Origin of the sequence: Lacrimispora sp. 210928-DFI.3.58, from assembly GCF_020554865.1 — a bacterium.
In the GTDB taxonomy this organism is placed as follows: Bacteria; Bacillota; Clostridia; order Lachnospirales; family Lachnospiraceae; genus Enterocloster.
Genome location: NZ_JAJCIC010000023.1, coordinates 20,625 through 44,669, shown reverse-complemented (window position 1 = coordinate 44,669; position 24,045 = coordinate 20,625). Strand labels below are relative to the sequence as shown.

Annotated in this window: 22 protein-coding genes and 1 pseudogene; 22 read left to right on the top strand and 1 reads right to left on the bottom strand. The window is 42.2% G+C overall.

What is annotated here, in order from left to right; all coding sequences use genetic code 11:
* The first annotated feature begins 476 nt into the window (after window positions 1–476).
* The 17 genes and pseudogenes from LIZ87_RS14280 (at window position 477) to LIZ87_RS14200 (ending at window position 13,695) form a co-directional block, all read left to right on the top strand.
* On the top strand, window positions 477–1,637 hold the full coding sequence (locus LIZ87_RS14280) for an RtcB family protein (protein WP_227148009.1): 1,161 nt from the start codon (window positions 477–479) through the stop codon (window positions 1,635–1,637).
* Window positions 1,634–2,224, top strand: a pseudogene (gene prfH, locus LIZ87_RS14275) (peptide chain release factor H). The gene LIZ87_RS14280 and the pseudogene prfH overlap by 4 nt, the downstream one beginning before the upstream one ends.
* 190 nt (window positions 2,225–2,414) lie before the next feature.
* The gene (locus LIZ87_RS14270; RefSeq protein WP_227148007.1) at window positions 2,415–3,026 is read left to right on the top strand and encodes a hypothetical protein; all 612 of its coding nucleotides are present in this window, start codon (window positions 2,415–2,417) and stop codon (window positions 3,024–3,026) included.
* Window positions 3,027–3,299, top strand: a complete 273-nt coding sequence (locus tag LIZ87_RS14265; protein ID WP_227148005.1) for a helix-turn-helix transcriptional regulator — start codon at window positions 3,027–3,029, stop codon at window positions 3,297–3,299. It abuts the gene before it with no gap.
* A complete protein-coding gene (locus LIZ87_RS14260) occupies window positions 3,296–3,943 on the top strand; it encodes a DUF6718 family protein (protein WP_227148003.1) in 648 nt (215 codons plus the stop codon). Before LIZ87_RS14265 ends, LIZ87_RS14260 begins: the two co-directional genes overlap by 4 nt.
* Window positions 3,870–4,232, top strand: coding sequence for a hypothetical protein (locus LIZ87_RS14255; RefSeq protein WP_227148001.1), 363 nt, complete (start codon window positions 3,870–3,872; stop codon window positions 4,230–4,232). Before LIZ87_RS14260 ends, LIZ87_RS14255 begins: the two co-directional genes overlap by 74 nt.
* An 86-nt stretch (window positions 4,233–4,318) precedes the next feature.
* Window positions 4,319–5,914 carry a hypothetical protein gene (locus LIZ87_RS14250; protein WP_227148000.1) on the top strand — a complete coding sequence of 532 codons (1,596 nt, stop codon included), beginning with the start codon at window positions 4,319–4,321 and terminating at the stop codon, window positions 5,912–5,914.
* A 105-nt stretch (window positions 5,915–6,019) separates the two neighbouring features.
* Window positions 6,020–7,438, top strand: a complete 1,419-nt coding sequence (locus tag LIZ87_RS14245) for a hypothetical protein (RefSeq protein WP_227147998.1) — start codon at window positions 6,020–6,022, stop codon at window positions 7,436–7,438.
* Window positions 7,439–7,449: 11 nt separating this feature from the next.
* On the top strand, window positions 7,450–8,955 hold the full coding sequence (locus tag LIZ87_RS14240; RefSeq protein ID WP_227147996.1) for a hypothetical protein: 1,506 nt from the start codon (window positions 7,450–7,452) through the stop codon (window positions 8,953–8,955).
* A gap of 28 nt (window positions 8,956–8,983) precedes the next feature.
* Complete coding sequence (locus LIZ87_RS14235; RefSeq protein ID WP_227147994.1) at window positions 8,984–9,280, top strand: hypothetical protein; 297 nt, start codon at window positions 8,984–8,986, stop codon at window positions 9,278–9,280.
* A 30-nt stretch (window positions 9,281–9,310) separates the two neighbouring features.
* Complete coding sequence (locus tag LIZ87_RS14230) at window positions 9,311–10,018, top strand: hypothetical protein (protein ID WP_227147992.1); 708 nt, start codon at window positions 9,311–9,313, stop codon at window positions 10,016–10,018.
* 5 nt (window positions 10,019–10,023) lie between these two features.
* The gene (locus tag LIZ87_RS14225; RefSeq protein ID WP_227147990.1) at window positions 10,024–10,734 is read left to right on the top strand and encodes a metallophosphoesterase; all 711 of its coding nucleotides are present in this window, start codon (window positions 10,024–10,026) and stop codon (window positions 10,732–10,734) included.
* Between the two features lie 45 nt (window positions 10,735–10,779).
* Complete coding sequence (locus LIZ87_RS14220) at window positions 10,780–11,106, top strand: hypothetical protein (protein ID WP_227147988.1); 327 nt, start codon at window positions 10,780–10,782, stop codon at window positions 11,104–11,106.
* Window positions 11,103–11,777 carry a hypothetical protein gene (locus tag LIZ87_RS14215; RefSeq protein ID WP_227147986.1) on the top strand — a complete coding sequence of 225 codons (675 nt, stop codon included), beginning with the start codon at window positions 11,103–11,105 and terminating at the stop codon, window positions 11,775–11,777. Before LIZ87_RS14220 ends, LIZ87_RS14215 begins: the two co-directional genes overlap by 4 nt.
* Window positions 11,758–12,234, top strand: a complete 477-nt coding sequence (locus LIZ87_RS14210) for a hypothetical protein (protein ID WP_227147983.1) — start codon at window positions 11,758–11,760, stop codon at window positions 12,232–12,234. Before LIZ87_RS14215 ends, LIZ87_RS14210 begins: the two co-directional genes overlap by 20 nt.
* Window positions 12,218–12,601 carry a hypothetical protein gene (locus LIZ87_RS14205; RefSeq protein ID WP_227147981.1) on the top strand — a complete coding sequence of 128 codons (384 nt, stop codon included), beginning with the start codon at window positions 12,218–12,220 and terminating at the stop codon, window positions 12,599–12,601. The genes LIZ87_RS14210 and LIZ87_RS14205 overlap by 17 nt, the downstream gene beginning before the upstream one ends.
* Window positions 12,602–12,627: 26 nt before the next feature.
* Window positions 12,628–13,695: a hypothetical protein gene (locus tag LIZ87_RS14200; RefSeq protein ID WP_227147979.1), complete on the top strand. Its 1,068-nt coding sequence runs from the start codon at window positions 12,628–12,630 to the stop codon at window positions 13,693–13,695.
* Window positions 13,696–13,835: 140 nt separating this feature from the next.
* Here LIZ87_RS14200 and LIZ87_RS14195 read toward each other — a convergent pair whose 3' ends face one another.
* Complete coding sequence (locus tag LIZ87_RS14195; RefSeq protein ID WP_227147977.1) at window positions 13,836–14,465, bottom strand: hypothetical protein; 630 nt, start codon at window positions 14,463–14,465, stop codon at window positions 13,836–13,838.
* Between the two features lie 241 nt (window positions 14,466–14,706).
* Here LIZ87_RS14195 and LIZ87_RS14190 point away from each other — a divergent pair, with 241 nt between their 5' ends.
* Genes LIZ87_RS14190 through LIZ87_RS14170 form a run of 5 tightly spaced genes read left to right on the top strand, consistent with a single transcriptional unit; the run spans window position 14,707 to window position 23,852 of the window.
* The gene (locus tag LIZ87_RS14190; RefSeq protein WP_227147975.1) at window positions 14,707–15,408 is read left to right on the top strand and encodes a TnsA endonuclease N-terminal domain-containing protein; all 702 of its coding nucleotides are present in this window, start codon (window positions 14,707–14,709) and stop codon (window positions 15,406–15,408) included.
* Entirely contained in the window at window positions 15,401–17,767 is a 2,367-nt protein-coding gene (locus tag LIZ87_RS14185) for an integrase catalytic domain-containing protein (RefSeq protein WP_227147973.1), read from the top strand. The genes LIZ87_RS14190 and LIZ87_RS14185 overlap by 8 nt, the downstream gene beginning before the upstream one ends.
* The gene (locus LIZ87_RS14180; RefSeq protein WP_227147971.1) at window positions 17,764–19,401 is read left to right on the top strand and encodes an ATP-binding protein; all 1,638 of its coding nucleotides are present in this window, start codon (window positions 17,764–17,766) and stop codon (window positions 19,399–19,401) included. The genes LIZ87_RS14185 and LIZ87_RS14180 overlap by 4 nt, the downstream gene beginning before the upstream one ends.
* A 16-nt stretch (window positions 19,402–19,417) precedes the next feature.
* Window positions 19,418–21,469 (top strand): TniQ family protein, encoded by a 2,052-nt coding sequence (locus LIZ87_RS14175; RefSeq protein WP_227147969.1) that lies wholly within the window; start codon window positions 19,418–19,420, stop codon window positions 21,467–21,469.
* Window positions 21,438–23,852, top strand: a complete 2,415-nt coding sequence (locus LIZ87_RS14170) for a TniQ family protein (RefSeq protein ID WP_227147967.1) — start codon at window positions 21,438–21,440, stop codon at window positions 23,850–23,852. Before LIZ87_RS14175 ends, LIZ87_RS14170 begins: the two co-directional genes overlap by 32 nt.
* Window positions 23,853–24,045 lie beyond the last annotated feature (193 nt).

The window sequence follows — 24,045 nt, the reverse complement described above, 5'->3', positions numbered from 1 at the left end:
ACAACGTAAAAAACACAGGCTTGAACCGGAATAGCTCCATGCCTGTGTTATGTTTTTGCTACGCTGTAATTATGGGGATGGATACCGTCTGTAAAAGACGGGAGATCATTATGCTGGTCTACAGAAAAAAGAGCAGACATACGGCAAGGATGCTGTCATGCTTGCTGAAATTGACGATGGGTTATTGACAAGGCGGAACCGTATTGATATACTGAAAACTGTAACAGAAAACCATGTTTTGAAAGGAGGACAACCATGACATATTTTTATTTCGCAGCAATGAACAGAATAGCAGCAGGTAACAGTGAGAGGATTGTCCTCACGGAAATTTACAGATAAATCCGGCAGTATTAATGGAATTCGTCTGCCATAAATTCTGATCCGTTTGTTGATTTGGACAGTCCTGCATCTCTGAAAAGAGGTGTTTTTTTGCGCCCATTTTTGCAGAAAGCACCACAGAGGAAGGGATTTAATGTATGAAAATAGTAAACGGAATCTATACATCTGCAAAAATTTTCACAGATAACATAGAGGAATATGCACTGGCACAGTTACAGATGCTGTGCGATCAGGAAGCATTTCAGAACAGTAAAATCAGGATCATGCCGGATGTGCATCCGGGAAAGGTCGGCACGATTGGGTTTACGGCAACCGTTGGAAAGCGGATACTTCCCAATGTGGTAGGGATTGATATCGGATGCGGGATAACCCTTGCCCGGATCCGGCAGAAAAAGACAGAGTTCCAGCAGTTGGATAAAGTGATCCGGGATTTTGTTCCATCGGGGTATTCCATCAGACAGAAACCGCATCGGTTCGCGGGAAGATTTGACTTTACGGAGCTGACCTGCGAATATGCCGTCAACCATCAAAAAGCGGCCTGCAGCATCGGGACTCTGGGCGGCGGGAATCATTTTATTGAAGCGGACGAAGATGAGGACGGAAATTTATATGTGGCAATCCACTCCGGCAGCCGGCATCTGGGGAAGGAAGTCACAGAGTATTATCTTCGTGAAGGGCAGGAGTATTTAAAGGCAAAGGGAATCCAGATACCCTATGAAATGGTGTATCTGGAGAAGGAGCTGATGGAGGCATATCTTTATGATATTTCTCTTGTTCAGGAATTTGCCGCTTTGAACCGGGAAGCGATTTTAGACGAACTGGCAAACGGGATGAAATGGAAAGTAGAGGATATAATCTCCTCAAGCCATAACTACATTGACCAGTCCGGCCCGGAGAGAATTTTACGGAAGGGAGCCGTATCGGCGCAGGCCGGAGAGCCTGTTGTGATCCCAGTTAACATGCGGGATGGAATCCTTCTTTGCGAAGGAAAGGGAAATGAAGATTGGAACTGCTCCGCGCCCCATGGAGCGGGACGTGTATTAAAAAGGCAGGATGTGAAGGAAAATTATACGGTGTCCAGATTCAAACAGGAGATGAAAGGGATTTACTGCTCCTGCATCGGAACTGCCACACTGGATGAAGCACCGTTTGCTTACCGCGGACTGGAAGAAATCCAGGCGGCAATCGGGGACACGGTGACGATTAAAAAGAGGCTAAAGCCCGTTTACTGTTATAAGGATGGCGGCAGTAAGACTGGAAAACCGGCTGTCAAACGGGAAGGGGGAAGGAGAAGATGATTTTACAGATCAGCTCCGGACAGGGACCGGCGGAATGCGAGCTGGCGGTTATGCAACTGTATGATGCCCTGAAACGGGAGTATCCGGATATTACGATGCTTTCCAGGCATCAGTCAAGACAGGGCAGCGGCTGTACTTCTGTTTTATTCTCCGCAGAAAGTGATTTATCCGGCTTTGAGGGGAGTATCCTATGGATATGCAGGAGCCCGTTCCGGCCGAACCATAAGCGCAAGAACTGGTTTGTTGATGTGAGCGTCATTCCTGAGACGAAGAGCATCAGCAGAGAACAGGATATCCGCTTTGAACGATTCCACTGCGGAGGAAATGGGGGTCAGAATGTAAACAAGGTAGAGACCGGAGTGAGGCTGATTCATATCCCGACCGGAATCACCGTGACATCGACCTCAGAAAGAAGCCAGTCCGCAAACCGGCGGGATGCGATGAACAAGCTAAATGCGATTTTGAATCAGAAAGAGATGGAGGAAAAGCAGAAACAGGAAAAGGCAGCATGGTAGGAGCATACCCGCATTGTGCGTGGAAATCCAGTACGGGTATATGAAGGCATGGAGTTTAGAAGGAAAGCTTAAGGAACTATTATATTACGGAAATTCAAGGGAAAATTAGATTGACAGTCCAAGTAAAATCCCGTATACTGGAAGTACAAATAAATACTTTATAGGAAAACACCACTAGGGTGCAGTTTCTGCTTAAGGCTTATATGCCAGCAGAGGCTGTGCCCTTTTGTGCGTTTATGGAGCCTGAAAGGAGGATTCAAAGATGCTGAGACTGGCAGGATTTAAGTCGGATGCAGTGCAGGAAGTGATCACAGAACAGATGATATGGGGATTCAGGGAGATGTTCGGGATTAACAGCGGAGGGAAACCAGAGGAAGAAAAAGTGAAGGATTTTCTTCGTGGAGCGCTGCATATCAATACAGACGATGGCATATCAGAACTTAGTTTGCAGGGAATCACCGGGCGGCTGGAGAACATGTATAAGAACCTGACAGACAGAGAGCAGGAATACACGTTTGACGAGTTTGGAGAGTTTCTGATGGATGAGTGTCTTCTGTATTTCGGAGAGCGGATCAACGAGTCAGACTGGAAAGAATGCGGCACACCGGAACAACGCCAGGATATCTATGAAATGTGTCTGGCCTATGCGGATGACGCGGATCCGGAAGAAGACGATGGATATGATGCTGCGAAGGAAGCGGAAGATTTATGTCGGGCGATTTTTTACCTTCCAGAGCTGGCATATGGTAAAGGCCACGAAGACGTGCTGTTTTGGGATGGTGACTTTTTGTGGTATTGTGGCTGGAACGCTATGACCGGGGCACTCCGTATGCATGGATATGTACGATGCGCACAGTTGACGGAGAGTATGTAAATGAGCAGACGGATATCGAAGAAAAAGACAGGAATAAGGATACGCTCTCTGCTGGTGGAAAATGGTCTCAGTGTGGCTGAAATTCAGAATAAAATGGAGTTAGATTCTCCGCAGGCGGTCTACAAATGGCTGAACGGCACGAACCTGCCAACGGTTGATAACCTCCATAAATTAAGCCATATCCTGGGAGTCCCCATCGAGGAAATTCTGATAGCAGAAGACCAGGAAAATAACAGGGATGGATCAAAAGTGGAAAGGAAGAAACTAAAATGACGGAAGATAAAAAGCTGGAAGGCACTTTGTTCCAACTGGCGACTGCGATGAGGGAAAAACGGGCAAGAATCTATCCGTTCGGCAGGGATATTTACAAAAGCAAGATGGAGATCGCATGTGAAGCGGATCATGAATACATGAAAATGGACCTGACTGCAGAACAGAGGACTCTCATCGATGATATGTTGGAAAAACGCATGGATGCGGCCGGGTGCGAGCTTACGCTTACTTATATGTCCGGACTATTGGATGGAATCGTGTTTTTGCGTGATTCCGGATTCCTGGATATGTATATGATGGATGATACCTTGGACGGCAGTGACGTTGGTGAACGTGATAATGCGCGTTATCTGGTCGCTCTGCTTCCGAAAATGGACGGCTGCATTGCTGTCCGGGTGCAGAGCGTGGGTACGTTATCTGAGCAGCTACGGAACCTGCAGCATTACGGGGCGGAACTGAATGTGATTAGTCGGCCGGAGGATTATGGAGGGTATGGACCATACCGTTTTGCAGCATCTATGGAAGATTTTCAGAAACAGATAGAACATTACATGAATCGGGGTGAGACAGATGAAGAAGACAGCAGTGTTGAAGGAAAAATGGGAGAAGTACCAGAAGTTGCGCAGATACAGAAAGAGATTTAAAAAGACGGCTCCACCAACGGATTTGAGCGCCGTACTTGAGAGTGATGAGACAGAGAAAGAAGAGGCCAGACGGATGGCAGGGGTGAATTTTGATTTCTCCGAAAAGGAGTGGAAACGGATTGTGCATTGGCAGCGAACCCATAAATGCGGGTACCGATTAAAGAACGGCTGCCAGTACTTTGGCTGCGCAGGCGGCGGTTATACATACAGTTTTACGCCGACGGGACTTGGCACGATCTATGAAATACGGTGCGCCTGTGGTAAGAAAATGGAGTTTGCTGATTTTTAAAGAATTTGAAGAAATCCCATAAGCTTTAGCCTGTGAGTGGGATCTGTTATGCGAATTGAAACAACAATGCGGAAGGAGAATAACATATGGGAATACACGTGAATCTGGACATTGTCCCCCAAAGAATTTCACAAGAGCAGTGGCATGAGGTATATCAGGAGTCTCTAAAGCTGGTTGACGCTTTTCCATTTCTGGATGTCATTACGCGGTCAAGGAATGGTTATGAATATCGGTGCGGAACCCGGAGCAAAAGCAGGAGAGGTGTTTTCGGATACGAGTGCTATGCATGGTACAGCATTGGGGATATGGAGACCGGCAGCAATACGGAAGATTTCGAAATGTATGATGACCTCCAGGTGTATAAGGAGAGATTGGAAGAGGATAATGGGATTGATGTCCTGCTGGAGCGGGCAGACATGGAGGAAGGACGGTATCCGTCATGCGTGCGGAATGTCTTTGGCGGGAAAACGCAGGGAGAACGCAGCCATATCCCATTACTGGCGATTGCCTGTCTTTTAGAATCCAGGCTGCCGGAAGGAACTGCGGCGGTATCGGGAACCATTAATCTGGCCCAGTGCCGCCAGGCGGTGGATTGGGCGAACCAGTTTCTGGATGAACCGGTTACGCTCCCGGTGATATGCCGAAAGGAAGCATTGTATGAACGTCTTGCTGCAGCAGGACTTACTGGAGAAGAACTGGTGCAACAGATGCTGTGCTTAACCTTGGATGCCAAGGGGAGGCAGCTTGGGAGCTTCTTTCAGGAAAAACAGCCGGATGGCTGGTATGCGTATTTCCGCACAAGATTGAAGGCATACGGTTATGAGACAAGGGGATTTGAAACTATATTGAAAGAATACCTGGAAATGGGCGGAGATTTCTCAGATTTATGCCGGATGCTTGTGACAGACCCGGACGGCAAGCAGATTTCCGCCGAGGAATTCTTAAGGGCTATCATCCGGATAAAACTCCATGTGAAGGAGAAGCAGACCTATGATTTTACCCGCACGGATCAGCAGCATGCAGAAAAGGCGGAGGTTGATAGCATTGGGATGATGATGCAGCGAGTGTTTGGGGAGTTGTTCGGGCTGGGGAATCATAATGTAGATGCTTATATCCCACTGGAGCAGATACGAGCCGTTTGTAAGAAAGTGTTTGGTGAAAACTGCAACGTGGATGAAGTGATCAGCCGGGTGCTGGACGAGCAGGCAAAAGAGGATCAGAAGGAAAGCGTACAGTCTGTGCTTTACGACGGCAAATTGGAAGAGATGGCTCAGGCGCGGGAACGGGAGAAGAAAGAACAGGCAGAACAATATGATGTAGTGGATAAAGAGAATCTGGACAAGTGGAGCGCAGGCTACCGTGTAGAACCGCAGCTGGAAAAATGGCTGCTCTCTATCTGCGGACAGTTGCATGAGTTCTCGAAAAAGCATTTCGAGGATTTCAGAAGGCTGGACCGCCAGGAACGGGAGAACTTTTTTATCAGGAGACATGAACATTATATTTTACTGATGGATACCGTATGGGATCAGATCTGGGATGGAATCATGGATGATGAATACATAGAACGGATCCATGCGCTGTGGTGGGTAGACACGGGTACACAAAACGGGAATGACGTCTGCAACATGATGTACCGGTATCCGGAAATGTATCAATACTATTGGGAAGCCACACGCGGCTGATCTTAAGTGTATTAAGAATGAGCTCTGCGCAGGAAGAATGGGGCGGGCCGGAACAACTCCGGCCCTGTATGCCCAAAATATCAGACAGAAATGGAGGAAAACAGAATGCGGAATGAACTCTACCAGACGGCCGGGGAGGTGAATATCCCGGAAAAGAAAAAAGCGGAATTCAATGAGAATATTTTAAAATTGCTTTACATGGGCGGAATCCGGAAAATGGAGGAAATGGAGCTTGATGGGAAAAAGGTTACGGTCGTAAGCAAGCCCGTACCGGATGAAAACGGAATTGTCCGGTTTGATTATTCCATTTTTGAGAATTATAAACGGGAAATCAACACTTATGACATGAACACCTGTAAGCTGGATGCGCCGGACAGAGGATACCAGGAATTTGGAATCATCATGAATGCCGTGATGGTCATGCAGGAGGCATTCTCGGAGGGCAGCTGCTATTATATGGATGAAGGAAAACCGGGTGGAGTGGGTGTCTATGCCAGTTTTATCCATTCTTTAACCGGACTGAAATTGAGATTCCCCGGTAGAAGCAGAATATGGGATATGCGCCTGTTTCTCCATAATTCTGAAGAATACAAAGATGTAACAGGCAAGGATATCTTGGATGTTTACTCATGGGATTACTGTGACTTTTCATCGGAACAATTTATGGCGTTCCTCCATCTTGGACGGAACCTTTCAGCGCCTGATGAGCCTTTTGAAGGCGGGAAAGCAGACTTTGCAGAAGCGTCAAAACATGCGGTTGCCTATCAGATTCAGGAGAAAATTACGCAGCTTGTGGAGAAGGGAGAAAGCGAAACCCTCAAGCGATATTTAAAGAGACTGCTGGATTTGGAACGGAAAGACAGAGCGGCACTTGCAGCGGAAGATACTGTATACGGGGAGATTGCGGAGGCATCCCTGTATCTGCTCCCGCCCATGATTGTAAATGCATTTGCCATGGCGACAGGGCAGAAATTCTGGGAAACATGGGATTCCATGGAAATAAAAGGGTATTCCGATATCATGACCGAAGAAAAGCATAAAACCGATCCGGGAGAAGAAAAGGATTCCATACCCTTTTACGAAATCATCCAGAGAGAGGCTGAGGACGAATTTATTGAGTATTGGGGCGGCCAGGAATTGAAACTTTCCGATGAGATGAAGGAACGCTTCAAGGATTGGGCAGAACGCTTTCCGAAGATTATTCCCGATAAAAACTTTGATATGGAGCAATTGCTGGCAGAGATTTTTGCCGAACTGGAAGAATACGGGAACTGCCGTCTGGCGGACAAGCAGTTTGTTCTGGACTGTATGGTGCATAAAGAAGACGAAAATTACCAGAAGGCGTTGTTGTTACTCAAAGAAATCGTAGAGGAAGATATGGAATATTTCCCGGAGCTTACGCGCAGGCAGGCGATCCGGTGGATCATGAGAGAATGCAGGGACGAATTCGATTATACCGAAATAGCAGCATTCCAATCACTGATCATGAACCATAAACACAGATTAGAGATTCTTGGATTCTAAGGAGGGACACCATGGGAACATTTGGAAGCTACAGAGGCAGCATGAAGATTGCGGAAGAGAAAAAGGAAATATTTAGCAGGCAGGTGGCAAAAATCCTGAATTACGGCGGGATGATGCAGTTTGAGCGGATCAGCATGTACGGCCATGAGATGGGACTATTAAAGCCAGTCGAGCTGTATCCGGGAGGCAAGGTCCGTTTCCATTACAATTATTTTGAGGACGATGCGTGGGAAACAGCCGGCTTCGATGCGGAAACAGCGTATTTCTGGTCAGAAAAAATTGGCGGTGATGAGTTTTGCGATGTGGTTACGGCAGTCCATGTCCTGTATGAATTATATGATGAAAATTCCGGATTTGCGGAAGTGGATGGAGATTTTATCAATAGCCGGTTCTATGCAGGCTGGCTGAACCATCTGCTGGGAACGGACTTTTCCGTGAAAAAGAGGTTCCGGTTATGGAGAAACTTTGAGGCGTATGCGCTGCCGCGTGTTGGGGATTACAGCGATCCGTCTTCCAGAATCCTGATGGACATGATACCGCAGGGACTCCGGTATGTGGCATGTGGCGTGGAATTTGCCGACCTGATGAACATCATGGAAGGCACAAAAATGCTGACAGAGGATGAGGTTGTTCCCGGAACCTATCCGGCGGATGTATACGGATGCAAGAAAGCTGTGGAAGCTTTCTTAAAGAGGGATTCTGGCAGCGAAAATGTCCAGAAAATATGGGAACTGATTCGGAAAAGTAAAGCAGAACGGGAACATGTAAAGGATAAAGGACTTGCGGATATTGCGAAATTCAGTCTGTTCCTTCCGGCCAGAGCGATTGTATACCTGACAACAGAAATGAAACAGATGAGTTTCTGGAAGACATGGAAGGAACTGCATGACAGCGTTTATCATGATGAGGTCATGAAAAAGTACGCGTCCGATGAACTGGAGGCAGAGCGCCGGGAAATGATTGAAGCACCGGTTCCACCGGTCAGAACCAGTGATTTTCTCCGCCAGGACGGCTCATTTACCTTTTACGATACGCCGGAGGAATTAAAAGGAAAGCCGAATTATTATATCTCCGATGATGACCGTCTGTATTGGTGGGACGGCTCCGATGAAGTCATTATTTCAGAGAAAACAGATCAGTGGCTGAAGGAGCTGGCACAACGGCATAAAGACATCATGGAGCATATGGATGAGACCGAGGCCGAACCGGATTTCATGAAGGAATTTTTATTCCTGATTGCGGATATCGACCAGTTTTACAAGCGTATCTTCCCCTTTCAGACTATGTTTTACGAATTCCTTCAAAATGGCAGTAAGAAAGAGTACAGAGTGGCAGTGGAACTGTTAAAGGAGCTTGCCGATGAAAACAGGGAAGATGGGAAAATCATTGAAAAAGCGAGATACAGCTGGGATATTACCAGCCGAAACGTAACCCACAACGTGGGCCGGCTGAGGTTGAAACGGTATTTTGCCGTTATGGCAAACAAGGAACTGCGGAAGAAATATTTTGAATTTTAACCAGAGGAAAAAACAGGGAGAGGATCGGATGGTACAGAAAGCGGAGCGCATGTACAGGTGGTATCTGGCAGGTGATCACGGAACACTCATGTTACATGGTATGACGCTTTCCGGGAAACGGAAGCAGGCAAGGGTGTTATATGTTGGACTTGGGAGGAAGGATACCATCCTCGTACATACGAAAAAGACAGTCTATGGATGCAGCCTTATGGATGCCCGCTTCTCCAAATTTGACCAGACGGGAGAAAGGGCAGTGCCAGGATTAAGCATTTATGGACTGATGCCGGGACGTACCATTAATCTTCCGCCGGGATTCCATTTTTAAGACAGTAGGGAACGAGAGGAGGACGAATGGATGGCAGCATACACTGCGAAGGATATCAGGAACTTAAAGAAAATGATCCGGTTTGTTGAAAACCACAATGCCAGCATAGAGGAAGAAGAACTGAAAAAAGAGCTCTTTGAGCTTGATTTCGGCGTTTTAGCAGAAGAAGAGGATATGCTCTATGCGCTGTTTACGCCATTTCCGAAATTCTGTGAAGAATGGCGTTCTGAGGAAAGCGAGAAGAATGCGAAAATGGGCGCGATTAAAGATTCTTATAGGGGACAGGACATCGATGAACTTGAAAAGGAAAGGGTAAGAGCCATAAACCGGATTAAGGAGAATCATGGCGATCCGGCCGCACAGTTTGAGATCATTGAACAGATATATGAACAGCTCGATGAAGCTGCCACTGTAATATCGAGAAACAGGATTGTACGAGGCGAAATGAAGGCATATATGCGCCTCTGTTTCCTTGACCGGCTTTTGAAGGATAATGTTCCTTTTATGAAGATCCTGCAATATCTGGACCGGAATGATATGGATGATATCCGCGATACTTATCGGGCTGCGTTGCGGTTAAAGGAAGATCTGACACTGACAGACGAGGAAACAGCATTGATCGAAAGGGTAAAAGCAGAATGGGAGGAAAAAACCGTATTTGACTGGGAAGGGAATGTGATAATGGGCAAAGTCATGAAAAAGTTTGCTGAGTATGATAACGATAACGAAACGGAGTAGATAGTATGGCAGTATATATTACAGGTGATACCCACGGCGATTTCTCCCGGCTTGGCATCTTTGCAAGAACGATGGGAATCCGGAAAGAAAAAGGGAGAGAACGGGATATCTGCATTGTCCTGGGGGATGCGGGACTGAATTATTTTGGTGATATCCGGGATGTAAAAACAAAGAACGAAGTATCCAGACTACCGTTTGACCTATTCTGCATTCACGGGAACCATGAGATGCGGCCGGAAACGGTGGGAGGCTATGAACAGGCGAAGTGGCATGGAGGAATCGTATACAGGCAGAAGGAATTCCCGCACCTGCTCGTTGCACGCGACGGCGAGATATATGATTTTGCCGGAAAAAAGACGCTGGTGATCGGCGGCGCATATTCGGTGGATAAGGATTACCGGCTGGCGCATGGATACCGGTGGTTTCCGGATGAGCAGCCCTCGACGGAAATTAAACAGCGTGTAGAAGGGAAATTGAATGAGATTGGCTGGGAAACGGACATTGTCCTGAGCCATACCTGCCCCCTCAAATACCAGCCGACAGAAACGTTCATTCATGGCTTGGATCAGTCCAAAGTGGACAGCACAACGGAAATTTGGCTCGATGGGATCGAGGACAGGCTTAAGTATCAGAAATGGTACTGCGGTCACTATCATGTGGATAAACGGATCGACAAGGTCGAATTCCTGTTCCAGAGCATACGATTGTTTGGGTAATACAGGGTTCCCGGCAGCGCAGAATACGAATGGAGTGAAAAAATCATGAAAATCAAAAAAGGAATGGAGCCAGTTTACAAAGGATTTTCCGGACAGTGCATGGAAAATCCATACGGAAAGGATATTTTGGATTTCACAAATGATTGGGCGGATCAGATGGAAACGGATATGGAGAATGGAATTTGTTTCAATGATTCCGCCAGAAAAACAAAGAAAGCTGCGGATAAAGCCGGAATCCCGGTGCATTTACAGGAATGTGCCTTTGCGGTTCTGGATCTGGTATGGGAGTATGGGGCGGAATTATGGCGGTGGGAAAACTCGCAATCCCAAAGACAGAAAGCAGGAGTCATTCTGGCAGGAGGACGGAGATGAAAACATTAAAATACTGGTATATCATCGAGCATGGAGAATATATGGCTGCGCACGGAATTGTTGGCGGCCATGAGCGGCTTCCTGATGGGATGAAGATTCATACATCGCAGATTGAAAATGTGAGTATACAGGAAGACGGAACGGTTCTTATAAAGACAAGAAACTCAGAATACCACTGCAGTCTACGGGATGCCCTTTATCATGAGTTTGACGAGAGAGGGAGAAAACTACTCCCGGAATTTGACATATTGAGAGATACCTATGAGAGAAAGCTGGAAGTGCCGGGCCAGGGAGATGGGGCATTGTTCGTATTTGATTCAGAAGCAGAATATTTTTTTGTCGGCGCTGCGTTCCGGGTTGGGGAGCGGCGAAAGAAATTCCGCAGGGCACCGGTACATCTGGGCATGTTCCAGGATTCCGTCCCCATGGACTGGTTTGACCAGATGAGTGGGAAGCATATCCGCTATGCGTATTTCCCATATCCGGGCCGGATTGAATTTTACGATTGGACAGCGATAAAAACCTACATCCGGAATGTGGGGCAGAAAAAAATCAAAGTAGTGATTTCAGGCAAAGAATATTTTATGGAACCAGGAAGGCAGATTTCCATTTTTCCAACATGGAATAAAAACGAACAAGGAGGAGAAAGCGATGACGGAGAAGTTAAATGAGAGATACGCGGAGGCCGCATTTCAGTTGGTTTATCATACGGAATTACAGAGACAGTTAAAAGAAGTGTTTCAGAGTTATCTGGACGGAGGATGGCTGGATGAAGCATCCGCGCTTGCAACGGAGTATTACCGCAGGACAGGCTCCGCCGAAGAGACAGCAAAGGTATTCGGCCTGACAGAAGACAGTATATGGATATGGGTCACAAAACAGGAAAAAGATGCGGGAATGATCGAATCCATGGAGATGGGAACAAAGCAGGCCATGGAAGCTGCGAGAGAGTATGCTGCGTGTTTTGTCCGGCTGGCACTGATGAATATGGGGTGCACGGAAATGCTGGAAAAGCTGGAGCAAACCGATCAAGCAGCGTTTGATGAGTATGTAAAAGCTCCATTTGTCCAGCCGCATTATATACCTTATGTACCTGATGGGGAGGCGGAAAGTGGAAAAGCTATATGATTATCGGACAGATCCCGGATTGGTGCTAAAGGCACAGGAACATTTAGACTGTATTACAGACAGACAGCTAATTCAGTTATCAGAGTACCTGTATCAGATCGAGCAGGAAGAGAGGGAAAAGGATATGGACTATATAAAAAATATGATACTTCCAGTATTGCAGAAATTTGCCGAGCGCGAAGAAGGAACGTTAAAGATCATAGACAGCGATATAAACGATATTTTTTCTGTTGTTATTGATCTGCCGTATAGTTTTGTGCTGGATTCAGGAAATATGGATGTAAGGCTTGCTATGATGATGGCTAATTACATATCGTTCAAAGCATCTGAGAATCAGGTGGAAATCGACTTGTCGTATAATTGTTGATGCATTAGGAGGGCGCGATTAGAAATATGGGTGCATATGCAGGAATCATTGGTCGTTTGATTATTGAGGAAAACAGAAAAGAAGAATTTACCAGAAGGGTTGCAGATGTTTTTAAAGCCGGAGGAATGGCAAAAACCGAACATGTCAGCATTGACGGAGGAAAAAGGGGGATTTTTCTCCTTGTTCCACCGGAGTCAGAGTATGTACAAGACGGTTTTACAGTAGATTATAATTACCTGGAAGATGACTGGTGGCAGCCGATTTCGTTTGATGCGAAAGAAATATATTTTTTAAGTGAAAAGATTGGAGGCGGTCAGTTTGCATGGACATATATCGCTGCTTTAATGCTTGCAGAACAATATGCAGATGGTGAATGCCTTACACGGTCAGATGACGTGCGTGTTCCATTAAGCGAAAGTATTGGATGGCTGAATTATTTGTTTCATGAAAATTATACTGTTGCAATCAGGAATGATGCTGGACGAATCATGCAGCTGTTAAAAAAATGCAGTTACAATTCGGAAGAAGCAGAGAAAATAGGGTGGGATGATATTCGTCAGTATATGGAAGATGGGAATCTTCTGAATGATGAACCGTTAGCTCCATTGTCTTCCAGCGAGTATCTTGAAGTGGAAGAGGATGATTTGATTTACTGTTGGAATGCTGATCGCAAACTCAAATTTTCGGATAAAATGAAAGACACCTTTACTGAATGGAAAGCGCAATATAATGCGATACTGGAAAGTGATGATTTTGAAACGATGTCCGGGAAGGAATTCTGCCGCAAAATGATGGCGGATGCGGAAAGGATCGACAATGATTTTGGAAGGATCATGGTTTGGCGGGATATGTTCTATGATTATCTGATGCATGCGGAAAACAGGAGATACCAGGCATCCTGGGAATTGCTTCGGAGATTGGCACACGAGTATGCTAAGGACAGTAAAGTCATAGAGTTGCAAAAGTGGATGGAAGCAAAACCATGGGAATTTATTAAAACTGAATTCAAGAGAAATGATAGCCGTATGTTGATTAAAAGATACCTTTCTACTTTGTATAATATAGGACTAAGAAAAGAAGTGTTTGGATTTTAAAAAAGCAAAAATGATCACAGACACAGCAAGATCAAAAGCAACCCTATCAATACAGTTATTATTTTTGACCGCAGTAATGTGGGCTGGCGGCAGATGTATTCAAAACCGCCAGCTCATGAAATAAATGTAAGCAGGAAGGATTATTTTATCGTTTTCGATTTGGGCAAGAATCTTTCCTTATATTCTTTTTTAATAGCACGAAAACTTGTTACTCCAATGGAATATCCGGATTCTTTAATATCCATTATAGCTCTGCTTTCCGGATAATCGTAGAGGTGTTCCATATGGTAAATAATGATTTCACGCACATTTTGAGGGATTGTATTCCAGTTTTTTGCAGGGCGCCCACGCTGCCCAGATGGTTCCGTGACCTTCATTTGGATAAGTTTTCTGCGTTCATTGCCAAGCTCGAACGCTTTAAGAAAGGCAGTGATCTTTGCGTAATCGCTATTGCTGGAACGTGAGTCTCCACTCTCTGGAACTTGATCGTGATAATTGATGTCAGCAATAATTAACTGGATTCTTGCACGGTGATAAGCATCTAAAGTGTTCCTTATCTTACGGTGAGTATGACCGATAATAAGGAGGTTCCGAATAATAAGTTGATCTCCGGCCTTCAAGGGATGATTTATTAGTTGTAGGATGTTGGTACAATTTTCACGGGCATATTGGTCAGGACCGAGCAGTCTTTCACGGGCTATCTTTTTCTCTTTTGCATAACTTAGTTGCTCTTTCATTGGTAAAGTATATTTTGTTTCTTTGATGTACATATATAAAGCCACTTTGTTACTCCTTTGTATGTTTTACATAATTTTACCTCAAAATAAACATTAAAGATATATGTAAAAAACGAATTTGTCAAAAAGTGAATTTTTTATAAATAAATCAATATATAAGTTAAGATAAAATAAATGAAAAATGCTTTGCTTTGTATTTTTAACGTGCAGGATTTTCCTAAAAAAGTTTTTTCCCTTACCATTGTTTTAGCGTTCAAGAAAGCGAGGAAAACGAATGAGGCAGAAAAGTGATAAAAGCAAATATAATGAAAACAGGTGTGTCGATAAAGGTAAGGATTATAAACCATGGATTAAGACAAACGAAGCGAAGAGTACTGCAACCGCTGCAATGATTCCGATTCCAGATGGACGGAGTGTAAGCACCTTATCCGGCGGGGAGCGCAATTTCTTTTACATTATGTACTTTAGGGATGACGTAAAGGAAATAGAAGAGCAGAGAGCTCTCGATATGAATATAATCGGAGATATCTGCAAAGATAACGGCTTTAAAAAACCATCTCGTACAATAACGACAGATTTCCTAATAACATTCACTGACCGGCATAAAGTTGCATACAGCCTTAAGTATTCGAGAGATATTTTGAAGGAGACTTCAGGAGAATATAAACTGTCTTCAAGGGCTTATCAGCGCCTGCTTGAACGCCAGGTTATGGAGATGGAATACTGGAAACGTTTGGATGTTGGTTTTAAATTGGTCTTCGGAAATGAATTAGATAAGAACTATGCAGAGAATATACAGACTGTGATGCGTTTTTGGAAACTCGATGATATTGATACAACAAATGCAGAAGACGTACTGAAGTATCTTGTCGCACATAAATTGTATCCTCTGGATTTAGAACATAAAATTGTCCATTTCGCGGCCGTTGCAAGAGAAAGAGAAAAAGAGATTTGGGAGGTGTTTCGAAATGTATAAAGAAAAGACAATGCCAGAAGTAAGTTCTGAAATGCAAAATAAAAGTACAGATATTGTTTATGATCTGGCTCAAAATGACAATGATGATATGCCTTCAATGCTTGAAAAGACGAACTCTGTTAGAGATCCGGAAGAATTGCAGTACAACATTAATATGAATCATATTGTACGCATTGATGAGGTTTTGTATCGAGTCATTGATATACGCCAGGAAAGCATCACAATTATAAATATAGAAGCCTCAAAGTTAGATATCTATTTGCTTCCTATAAATTTTTTGTTTCTTCTCTTAGAAAACGGAAAAGCAATGGTAGTGGATGAATATCAAGAAAGAGCACAGCCCATGGAGCTTCTTTCGGATTTAGACAAGGAAAAGATGTCTATCAAGCAGCAGGCGCTTGAACGATGTATTATCAGCATATACCCTTATTTTGAGGAACTGCAAAATGGTGGTTGCCGGCAGCAGGTTGAGAATTTGATGAAAGAATTGAGCATTAGTAAAACAACTGCTTACAGATTGATCAGAAGATATCTCCAATCAGGAAGGGAAATGGAGTCACTTATTGATCAAAGAAAAGGCTGGCAGAATAGAGAAAAATCTGAAAATTCATGTGTTTGCGGCGCTTATTTTAAAGACGGAAGCAAAAGTAAAGTACAAAACACACCAGAATTATATACCATATATGACGTATACCTTCAAATATACAAAAAACAGGCTATGTATGGAATGACTATAAAGGGCTGTTATATCCGTATGTTATCGGAACAGTTTTCAATCATTGATAATTCAGATGGTGTTACAAAAAGGCTTGTAGATAAAACAGAAAGACCATCTTATGAGCGTTTTAAATATTATGTCTTAAAACAGCTTGGAAAAGAAAAGCTGGATATGTTAAGGATGGGTGCCAGAGAATTTAAAAATAATAATCGTCTTCTTCCTGGTAACACAAAACAGGGCAGCTATCCTGGAAAAATGATTGAAATTGATGAAGTTGAAATGGATCTGGCTTTAGTATCAGCTTCTGATATGTTCCAAAATGTTGGCCGGGCTATCATGTATTGTGCTGTAGATGTATTCTCACACTGTATTGTTGCGCTGAATGTAGCGTTTGAAAACAATTCATATGAAGGCTTTACCGGATTAATGGAAACACTGTTGTATGATCATAATGTACAGACAGAAAGTTATGGAGTACATATTCCTGCTGAAACATTTCCTTCCAGATTTTTGCCAGCAGCTGTTAGGTGTGATCATGGGTCAGAATACGTCAGCAAAGAATTTGAACGCGCAATGCGTGAACTCAATATAGAAATCAGTTTAGTTCCTCCGGGCATGGGCAGTATGAAACCGCTTGTAGAACAGAGCTTTCATCAATTCCAAGAAAAATTAAGAACTGGTGTAATCGGTAACGGAGTAATTTTAAAACGGGTTGATTCCAAACATTATGACCAATCTGTATTAACCATATATGATATCAGAAAGATTGCATATCTTTATGTTGAGTATCATAATACAAGGCTAATGGAAAACTACCCTTATACAAAAGATATGGTAGAAAATGGAATTCAGCCGTCGCCTGCTTCGATTTGGAATTATGGTATGAGGAATTACACGAAACCTCGTACTATTACGGAGATGAACGTAGACAAGTATCGTTACGCTCTTTTGTGTGGAGATAGAAGGTTTACGATTGGTTTTCGTGGAATCCGGTTTAAAAATCTATATTATTATAAACGCATTGAATGGCTCGACGAGTTAATGTATAACACAGGCAAAAAACAGGAAGAAATCCAAGGAATACGGTATGATCCAAGAAGCATTAACTCAATATATTACATGAGAAATGGTATGTTGGAGACAATTCCTTTAAGCGAATTCAGGGGTGAAAATGATTCATTCAAAGGAATGAGTTGGAAAGAGTTGGATGAGTGGCAGAAGAAGAAAACTGCGATGGTAGATCAATATCGTGAAAGCGATTTAAACAAGCAGATTGAATTGCACGATGAAATGAGGGCTGTTGTAGAAGATGCTAAAGCAGCACAGGGAGTAGGAAAACACAAGAAAAAAGGGATTAGAGATGCGAGAAGACAGGAGCGCAGCCGTGTTAAATCAGAAGATATGCTTTCAATAAATGCTGAATACGAGACAGAACAGATAGTATCTGGACAGAATTGTATAGGGGAAGCAGATTATGATGAATTGGGCACAGAATCTTCCACAGATGCCATTAACAGGAAAGAAACTCGACTGATTGGAACTGAGAAAACAGAGCAGGAAATAGTCGTTACAGATGCAGATAGTATGGAAGATTTCAGTGATCTGTTCCCCGATAAATGGAAGAGAGGTAAGCAAACATGAAATACTTAACGTCAGTAGAATTGGATTATATGGAAATTGGAGATGTTGGGAATCTCTATGACGACGTTAATAAGTCCTTATCGGATATTATCCCAGCGCGATATACACATTGGGGTATTTATGACGGAAATCCTGATATTTGTGCACTTCCTAAACCATATGGTTTTCAGGCAATGTGCGCTGTGAACACCAAGTTAATTGAATATGACGCAGATAAGATCAAAACAATGCCATTATGGGAGCAGCGTTTAGAGTTACTTAAAATCAAACAGCTGCGTTTCCCAATGGAATGGCATGACGATCTTGATAATTCTGTTGCGAGTGCGTTATTGTCATCTTATTCTTCACGCAAATTGGCAATCAATGAGTTTATGGATGACTTTGAGATGAAACAGGATATTAAATCGGCAACAAAATCAGGAATTTCGGGAAGTGTACAGGGATTAAGTGTTATTGGACCATCCGGTGTAGGAAAGTCCTGCGGCATCGAATTGATTACGGCAAAATATCCACGGGCAATATTCCATCAATTTCCAAGGCTGGGATACAGCTATGTTCAAATACCAATTATTTTAGTAACTGCTTCAGCGAATAGCAATATGGGTGCTTTATATCTAAGTATAGCAAGTCAAATTGACGATATCCTTGGAACGGGAGATATGCACCTGAAAAGGATCAGGACACTTAATCTTGGAAGAATGGTTGAAGTTATCAAAGCCTATATTAATCGATATCACGTCGGTATGATCATTATCGACGAGGCTCAATTAATCGATTATGCAACAAATAAGCAGGCTTCCTTTGAAACAATGCTGACTATCACAGCTTCTACGGGGGTGGCATTAGGAATCGTTGGGACAGAGGAAACCATGAATAAATGGGGAGAATTGCTTCGGATCCACCGCAGATTTGGAACGCGCATAAAAGCAGACAGTTATTGTTCAGATAAAAATTATTTGAGAAATATCATTAAGAGAATCTGGAAATACCAATGGGTCACTCCTAAAATGGAATTGACCGTTGGCATAATAGATACATTGGTTGAGGAATCCTTGGGCAGCATAGATATGCTGACGAGTATTTTCATGATGATGCAATATGAAATTATGAATGGCAAAGCTGACCATGCTGATGTAACTTTTGTAAAGCAGGTTAGCAACAAGTATTTTAAAAAGATGAAGGAACTTTTAAATGAGTCCATCACTGAAAATGAAATCAATTTTAAAGCAGCCAGAGAGGAAATAGCTAAATTTGTACATGACACTTCAAGAAAAGAACAGGAGCTGGAGAGAAGGAAGGCGCTGGAACAAATTATTGCAGAAAAGGAACAGTATGATCGGGATCAGTGTCTCAGAGATGTCTTAAATGCAATTCTTAATTGCTATGATTATACCGAAAACGTAATTAAGCAGGCATTTGTAAAGGCAGAGAAAGACGAAAAATTTGGAAAACTGAGTATTAAAGGAAAAACCAGAGCTGTACTGTCTATATTAGAGAAACGGGGTACAAAAAAAGAAAATGAATATACAAAAGCTAAAAAAACGGACAAGCCAAAAACCAAACAACAAGATAACACGTCATTATTAAAAGAGCGACTGGCATCAGCCATAGAAAAAGAAGAGGTTCCAGCATAGGCAGGAGAATATACATATGATTATACCGATTTTATTTTCACCTTATCAGGATGAACTGATATACAGTTGGTTGCTTAGACTTGCATTTGCAAATGGATATAGGAACATCCTCCAGTTCTATTGCAACTACTTTGCACTGCAGCCATTTACTCCGAAAAGGACCAATATACCATTACGAATGGACTATGTTATGAATTTGCAATTGGTTACGGAACGTTTTTGCGAAATGCAGGTATTTCCGGATATACGCAAAATCATGAAAAACATGACTCCGTATTATTCAAACTTATTGTTTTACCGTTATGGTGCTCAAGCAGAAAAAGCATTTTCAATTTTGTATCAGGCAGATTGGATTTGTGCAAAACCACAACACGATTTTAAGAATTTAAGATTTTGCCCTGACTGTATGAAGGAAAAAATGTATTTTCGAACATGGCATCAGCTTCCGGGAACCAAAATATGCAGTGTGCATAAAAAAATACTCTACAAAACAAAGTCCCATAAAGATACCGAAATATCAACATTGATAAAAAACAGTTGTCCAGTAAGTGACGAAATAAGAAGTGCTGATTTTGAAGTGAGTAATTTTACGAAAAGCATGTATGATAATCCGCTGTTCATTAGCTATGACGGAGTTCTTGAGATAATCCGGGAGAAAATGGAAAATCAAGGATACACATTGGAGCGGCCTTACGGAGGGCTTATTGAAGACATGAGGCAGCATGGTTATGTGGATCTTTTGAGCAATTGCGAAAACCCAGATAAAAGTATAAAAGGGAGCTTGAAGGGCAATTCCGTTATGCTGACAGATAAATTAATGCTTCTGACATTTTTGTTTCGTGACTATCAAACGTTCCGTAGATATGCTGATAAATGGAATGGAGAATTAGAACCGTACATAAAGAAGATCGTGGCTGGTAAATTTGAATTAATGTCAAATTTTGAACCGATTATAAAATTAAAGTGCAGGGCATGCGGATATGAATTCCATATACATCCATATGATTTAGCTTTAGGCGGCGATTGTCCTATATGCAGCCAGAAGCGAACAAAAGAGGAAAATATAAATAGGCGGCTTGCATTGATTGGCGATGGAGAATATGAATTAGTTGGGCAAATGAGCAGAACGGATGGAAAAGCAATAGTCTTACATAAGGTTTGCGGTAAAAACAGAAATATATCTGTAAAGGAAATTATTTGGAGGGAACGGGAGTGCGGTTGCAAATATGAAGCTGATATAAATCAGATTTGTAAACAGATCAGCACTGCATCAAAGGACTTCAGGTTTGTAGAATATTACGGGAAGAGACAGTTTAAAGGTTTGACAGGACGGCACGTCTTACTGCAGCACAAAGCTTGTGGAAAGATGTTTACGGTCGATATCAATTCTTTCCTGATTTCTCCATTTTGTAGGCTTTGTGAGCCGCCCAAGCACTCAAAAGAGACATTTGTGAAAATGCTTTGGGAAGCTGCTGGGGATGAATACGAGTTGGTATCAGAATATAAGAGTCTAAGAGATCATGTAACTATACTACATAAAAAATGCGGCACATTAACTGAACTATCGGGAAATTCGTTACTTGCGGGACAACGTTGCATGTTATGCATGCCAAGGATAAACAGAAGCGATGCAGAACGTATCTTGGAGGAATGTACTGGCGGAGAATATAGTATTATTGATAAAGGCGGCCGACGAGGCTGGTTTATCGTAAAAAATTCTGCCGGAGATACCATGGAGATGGATAGCAGGATGCTCCTTCAGGAGCTTAGCAGACCAATACCGGGGAAGTTTATAAAAATCCGCTATCAAAAACCTGAACTTCCGAAAAGAACACTTCAGCGTGTATATGAATATGTCAGGAATGGATGTAATCAAAGCAGCGAAGGAACCTGGGTGTACAGTGGTTCGTTTGATGGAATTAGAGAACAAGGTATATGGTCTGCGTTACGAAAACTTGTTAAAATGCAATATCTTATCCGCTTAGATACAAGAGTATTTGTTTTAAATAAAAAAAGGCTGCCGAAGGAGGAGCACGATGATTATACCAGTATGCAGGGCACCATATAGAGATGAGTTGCTCTATAATTACATATTATGGTTGGCAAGAGAAAATTTGTGTATTTCAAAAGAATCCGCTGTCGGGACATTTGTAGACCAATATCTCTTTCCACAAAAGAAACGGTCTGAAACAGTAGAAAAAAAATACTCTGAGCGCATCTCCACAATACCTGGGCTCGACGAAATTGGGAAACGGTACAGTAATATGCAATTTTTTCCAAAAACAATGGATATTATAAAACATATGACATCATTTTGTGTTTTAAATATTGCACGCTCATATGGATATCAGGTACAAATATCCCAATTTCTTCTTCGCGAAAGAGATAATGGTATTCTTCAGATACCATATATTCAGGATGATGTGGGATCATTGAAAGTTTGTCCAGAATGTTTAGAGGAAGACAAACGGAACTATGGCGAGGCATATTATCATTTGAGCCACCATCTTCCAGGAGTAAAAATCTGTCCCAGACATCATGTCACATTAATGACCATTGAGAAAGACAAAAATGAATACCTGGATAATAAGGATGTATTGAATAATGTGCAGAAAGTCTCCTTATTAGGAGAATTCGATGCCGAATTGCAGTATGCAAATTTTTTATATGAATTATACCAAAATCCACCCGTCACAGATCTTTATGAAATTAAGAAAGTTTTGATGGACAGATGTTTGGAGATGGGCTACCCGAAGGATTTTCCTTATGGGCAGCTGGAGGATGATATTAGAAAAACCGGATATGATAAGATGTTTTCTGGGAAACCAACTGAACGAATAAGAAAAATTTATGCACAAGATAAAGTACTTGCAGAAGATTTGTTTGTATTTATCGTATTTCTGTTTAGGGAATATAATACATTCTTGTCGTATTTAGATCAAAGAAAGATTGTGGAAGATTTCTTGCAGATTATTGATGGGAAGTTTCAGTTATGTTCTCCGTTCGACAGTATAGTATTGCTGAAATGCCTACACTGCGGAAATATGTTTCATATTCATCCTTATGCGATTAAAATTGGATGTGGATGCCCGGAATGTGACAAGGTAATTTTGCCAGAGGATTATATTAACAAGCAGTTATCCAATATCGGGGATGGAATGTACGAACTTATGGAACCGTTCAAAGGGTATGGTGTTAAACACAGGATTCTTCATAAAACATGCGGCAAAGAAGTTAATATGAACATATCTGAAAAAATATGGTTGGAAAAGACTTGCTCATGTGAATTTGGTCTCAGTTTTGATGAGGTACAAAGGAAAGTTGATCCATCCGGTAAGCAGTACCGTTTGATTCATTATGTAAGAGGAAGAAACGGCAATCAAGATGTGACCCTGGAACATGCTCAATGCAGAGGCCGCTTTACTATTGGACTGAGATCTTTTATTGAAAAACCATTTTGTCGAAAATGCTATGAAAACAGTCCATATAGAAAAGCGTTTGCAAAACAAGTATATGACTTAGTTGGAAATGAATATAAAATTGTGAAGCCATATGTGAATGAGAAAACGGCAGTGCAATTAGAGCATACAAAATGTGGAACAATCACTGAAACACTTCCTGATAATTTCCTTCTTGGGAAACGTTGTGAACTTTGTACTCCGATCATAAAAAAAGAAGATATGAAAAATATCATTTTGGAAAATACGGGAGGTAACTATAAGGTTGTCAATATTTTAAAGAACAGCATTATTGTTCGAGATATGGACGGGTTCCTGACAGAAAATACAACCCACTACTTTATGCAGGAATTGATGCGTCCAACGCCGTCGGTATACTTCAAAGTAAGAACGGGAATCCCTCAACTCCCGGAAAGATTGCTTGGTAAAGTATATTTAATGATAAAGGAATGGTGCAAAGATCATCGGCTATGGATTATGGCCGATCATATAAAAGAAGATGAATATGAGGATGTTAAACTTAAGATTTGGACATTGATAAAAAATGGTTATATTTACAGAATAACGGAAGGTGTTTTCAGTGTTTACAATAATGTATCTTTTGAAGATTATATTGAGGAACGATACTTAAAACAGAACGATAATATAACTGGGCTTTATGCTTACGAATCCGCTGCTTGGCACTATGCTGGGATTGGTGAACAGCCAAAAGAAGAATATATTTTTTATAATGATGAATCATCACCGGATGCAAGGAAAATAAAAACATTAGGGAAATGTTTTCGAGTAAGAAAGTCACCGGTTCCAATAACCAGAGCGAATCAGAATATTTTGATTGCTTTAAACTTGTTATTGCATTTAAGCAAACATCCCGAAGATATCGATGCCGTAAAGATATATTTTTCTGACCATAACGTTACGCTGGAAGACATGAGATATTACATCGGACTGTATCCAAACAGGGTAAAGAAAGTACTTAGAGAATTGTTTTAATATAAATTTCAGTTAGCGTATCACATTCAACCGCTGATGGTTGTGTGTTGATACGCTTTTTTGCAACATCATGCAAGATTTTATCTACAGCAAATAAGAAAACAATAATAGAAATACAGATGGTACTGTTACGGATATAATATCTCTGTTTTATATATAATGTGTTTTTGTAGAATATAGGCAGAATAATAAA

Excerpts from the sequence above, each read along its gene's own strand:
- LIZ87_RS14280 (WP_227148009.1), top strand. The coding sequence starts at position 477 with ATGAAAATAGTAAACGGAATCTATACATCTGCAAAAATTTTCACAGAT.
- LIZ87_RS14270 (WP_227148007.1), top strand. The coding sequence starts at position 2,415 with ATGCTGAGACTGGCAGGATTTAAGTCGGATGCAGTGCAGGAAGTGATC.
- LIZ87_RS14265 (WP_227148005.1), top strand. The coding sequence starts at position 3,027 with ATGAGCAGACGGATATCGAAGAAAAAGACAGGAATAAGGATACGCTCT.
- LIZ87_RS14260 (WP_227148003.1), top strand. The coding sequence starts at position 3,296 with ATGACGGAAGATAAAAAGCTGGAAGGCACTTTGTTCCAACTGGCGACT.
- LIZ87_RS14255 (WP_227148001.1), top strand. The coding sequence starts at position 3,870 with ATGAAGAAGACAGCAGTGTTGAAGGAAAAATGGGAGAAGTACCAGAAG.
- LIZ87_RS14250 (WP_227148000.1), top strand. The coding sequence starts at position 4,319 with ATGGGAATACACGTGAATCTGGACATTGTCCCCCAAAGAATTTCACAA.
- LIZ87_RS14245 (WP_227147998.1), top strand. The coding sequence starts at position 6,020 with ATGCGGAATGAACTCTACCAGACGGCCGGGGAGGTGAATATCCCGGAA.
- LIZ87_RS14240 (WP_227147996.1), top strand. The coding sequence starts at position 7,450 with ATGGGAACATTTGGAAGCTACAGAGGCAGCATGAAGATTGCGGAAGAG.
- LIZ87_RS14235 (WP_227147994.1), top strand. The coding sequence starts at position 8,984 with ATGGTACAGAAAGCGGAGCGCATGTACAGGTGGTATCTGGCAGGTGAT.
- LIZ87_RS14230 (WP_227147992.1), top strand. The coding sequence starts at position 9,311 with ATGGCAGCATACACTGCGAAGGATATCAGGAACTTAAAGAAAATGATC.
- LIZ87_RS14225 (WP_227147990.1), top strand. The coding sequence starts at position 10,024 with ATGGCAGTATATATTACAGGTGATACCCACGGCGATTTCTCCCGGCTT.
- LIZ87_RS14220 (WP_227147988.1), top strand. The coding sequence starts at position 10,780 with ATGAAAATCAAAAAAGGAATGGAGCCAGTTTACAAAGGATTTTCCGGA.
- LIZ87_RS14215 (WP_227147986.1), top strand. The coding sequence starts at position 11,103 with ATGAAAACATTAAAATACTGGTATATCATCGAGCATGGAGAATATATG.
- LIZ87_RS14210 (WP_227147983.1), top strand. The coding sequence starts at position 11,758 with ATGACGGAGAAGTTAAATGAGAGATACGCGGAGGCCGCATTTCAGTTG.
- LIZ87_RS14200 (WP_227147979.1), top strand. The coding sequence starts at position 12,628 with ATGGGTGCATATGCAGGAATCATTGGTCGTTTGATTATTGAGGAAAAC.
- LIZ87_RS14195 (WP_227147977.1), bottom strand. The coding sequence starts at position 14,465 with ATGTACATCAAAGAAACAAAATATACTTTACCAATGAAAGAGCAACTA.
- LIZ87_RS14190 (WP_227147975.1), top strand. The coding sequence starts at position 14,707 with ATGAGGCAGAAAAGTGATAAAAGCAAATATAATGAAAACAGGTGTGTC.
- LIZ87_RS14185 (WP_227147973.1), top strand. The coding sequence starts at position 15,401 with ATGTATAAAGAAAAGACAATGCCAGAAGTAAGTTCTGAAATGCAAAAT.
- LIZ87_RS14180 (WP_227147971.1), top strand. The coding sequence starts at position 17,764 with ATGAAATACTTAACGTCAGTAGAATTGGATTATATGGAAATTGGAGAT.
- LIZ87_RS14175 (WP_227147969.1), top strand. The coding sequence starts at position 19,418 with ATGATTATACCGATTTTATTTTCACCTTATCAGGATGAACTGATATAC.
- LIZ87_RS14170 (WP_227147967.1), top strand. The coding sequence starts at position 21,438 with ATGATTATACCAGTATGCAGGGCACCATATAGAGATGAGTTGCTCTAT.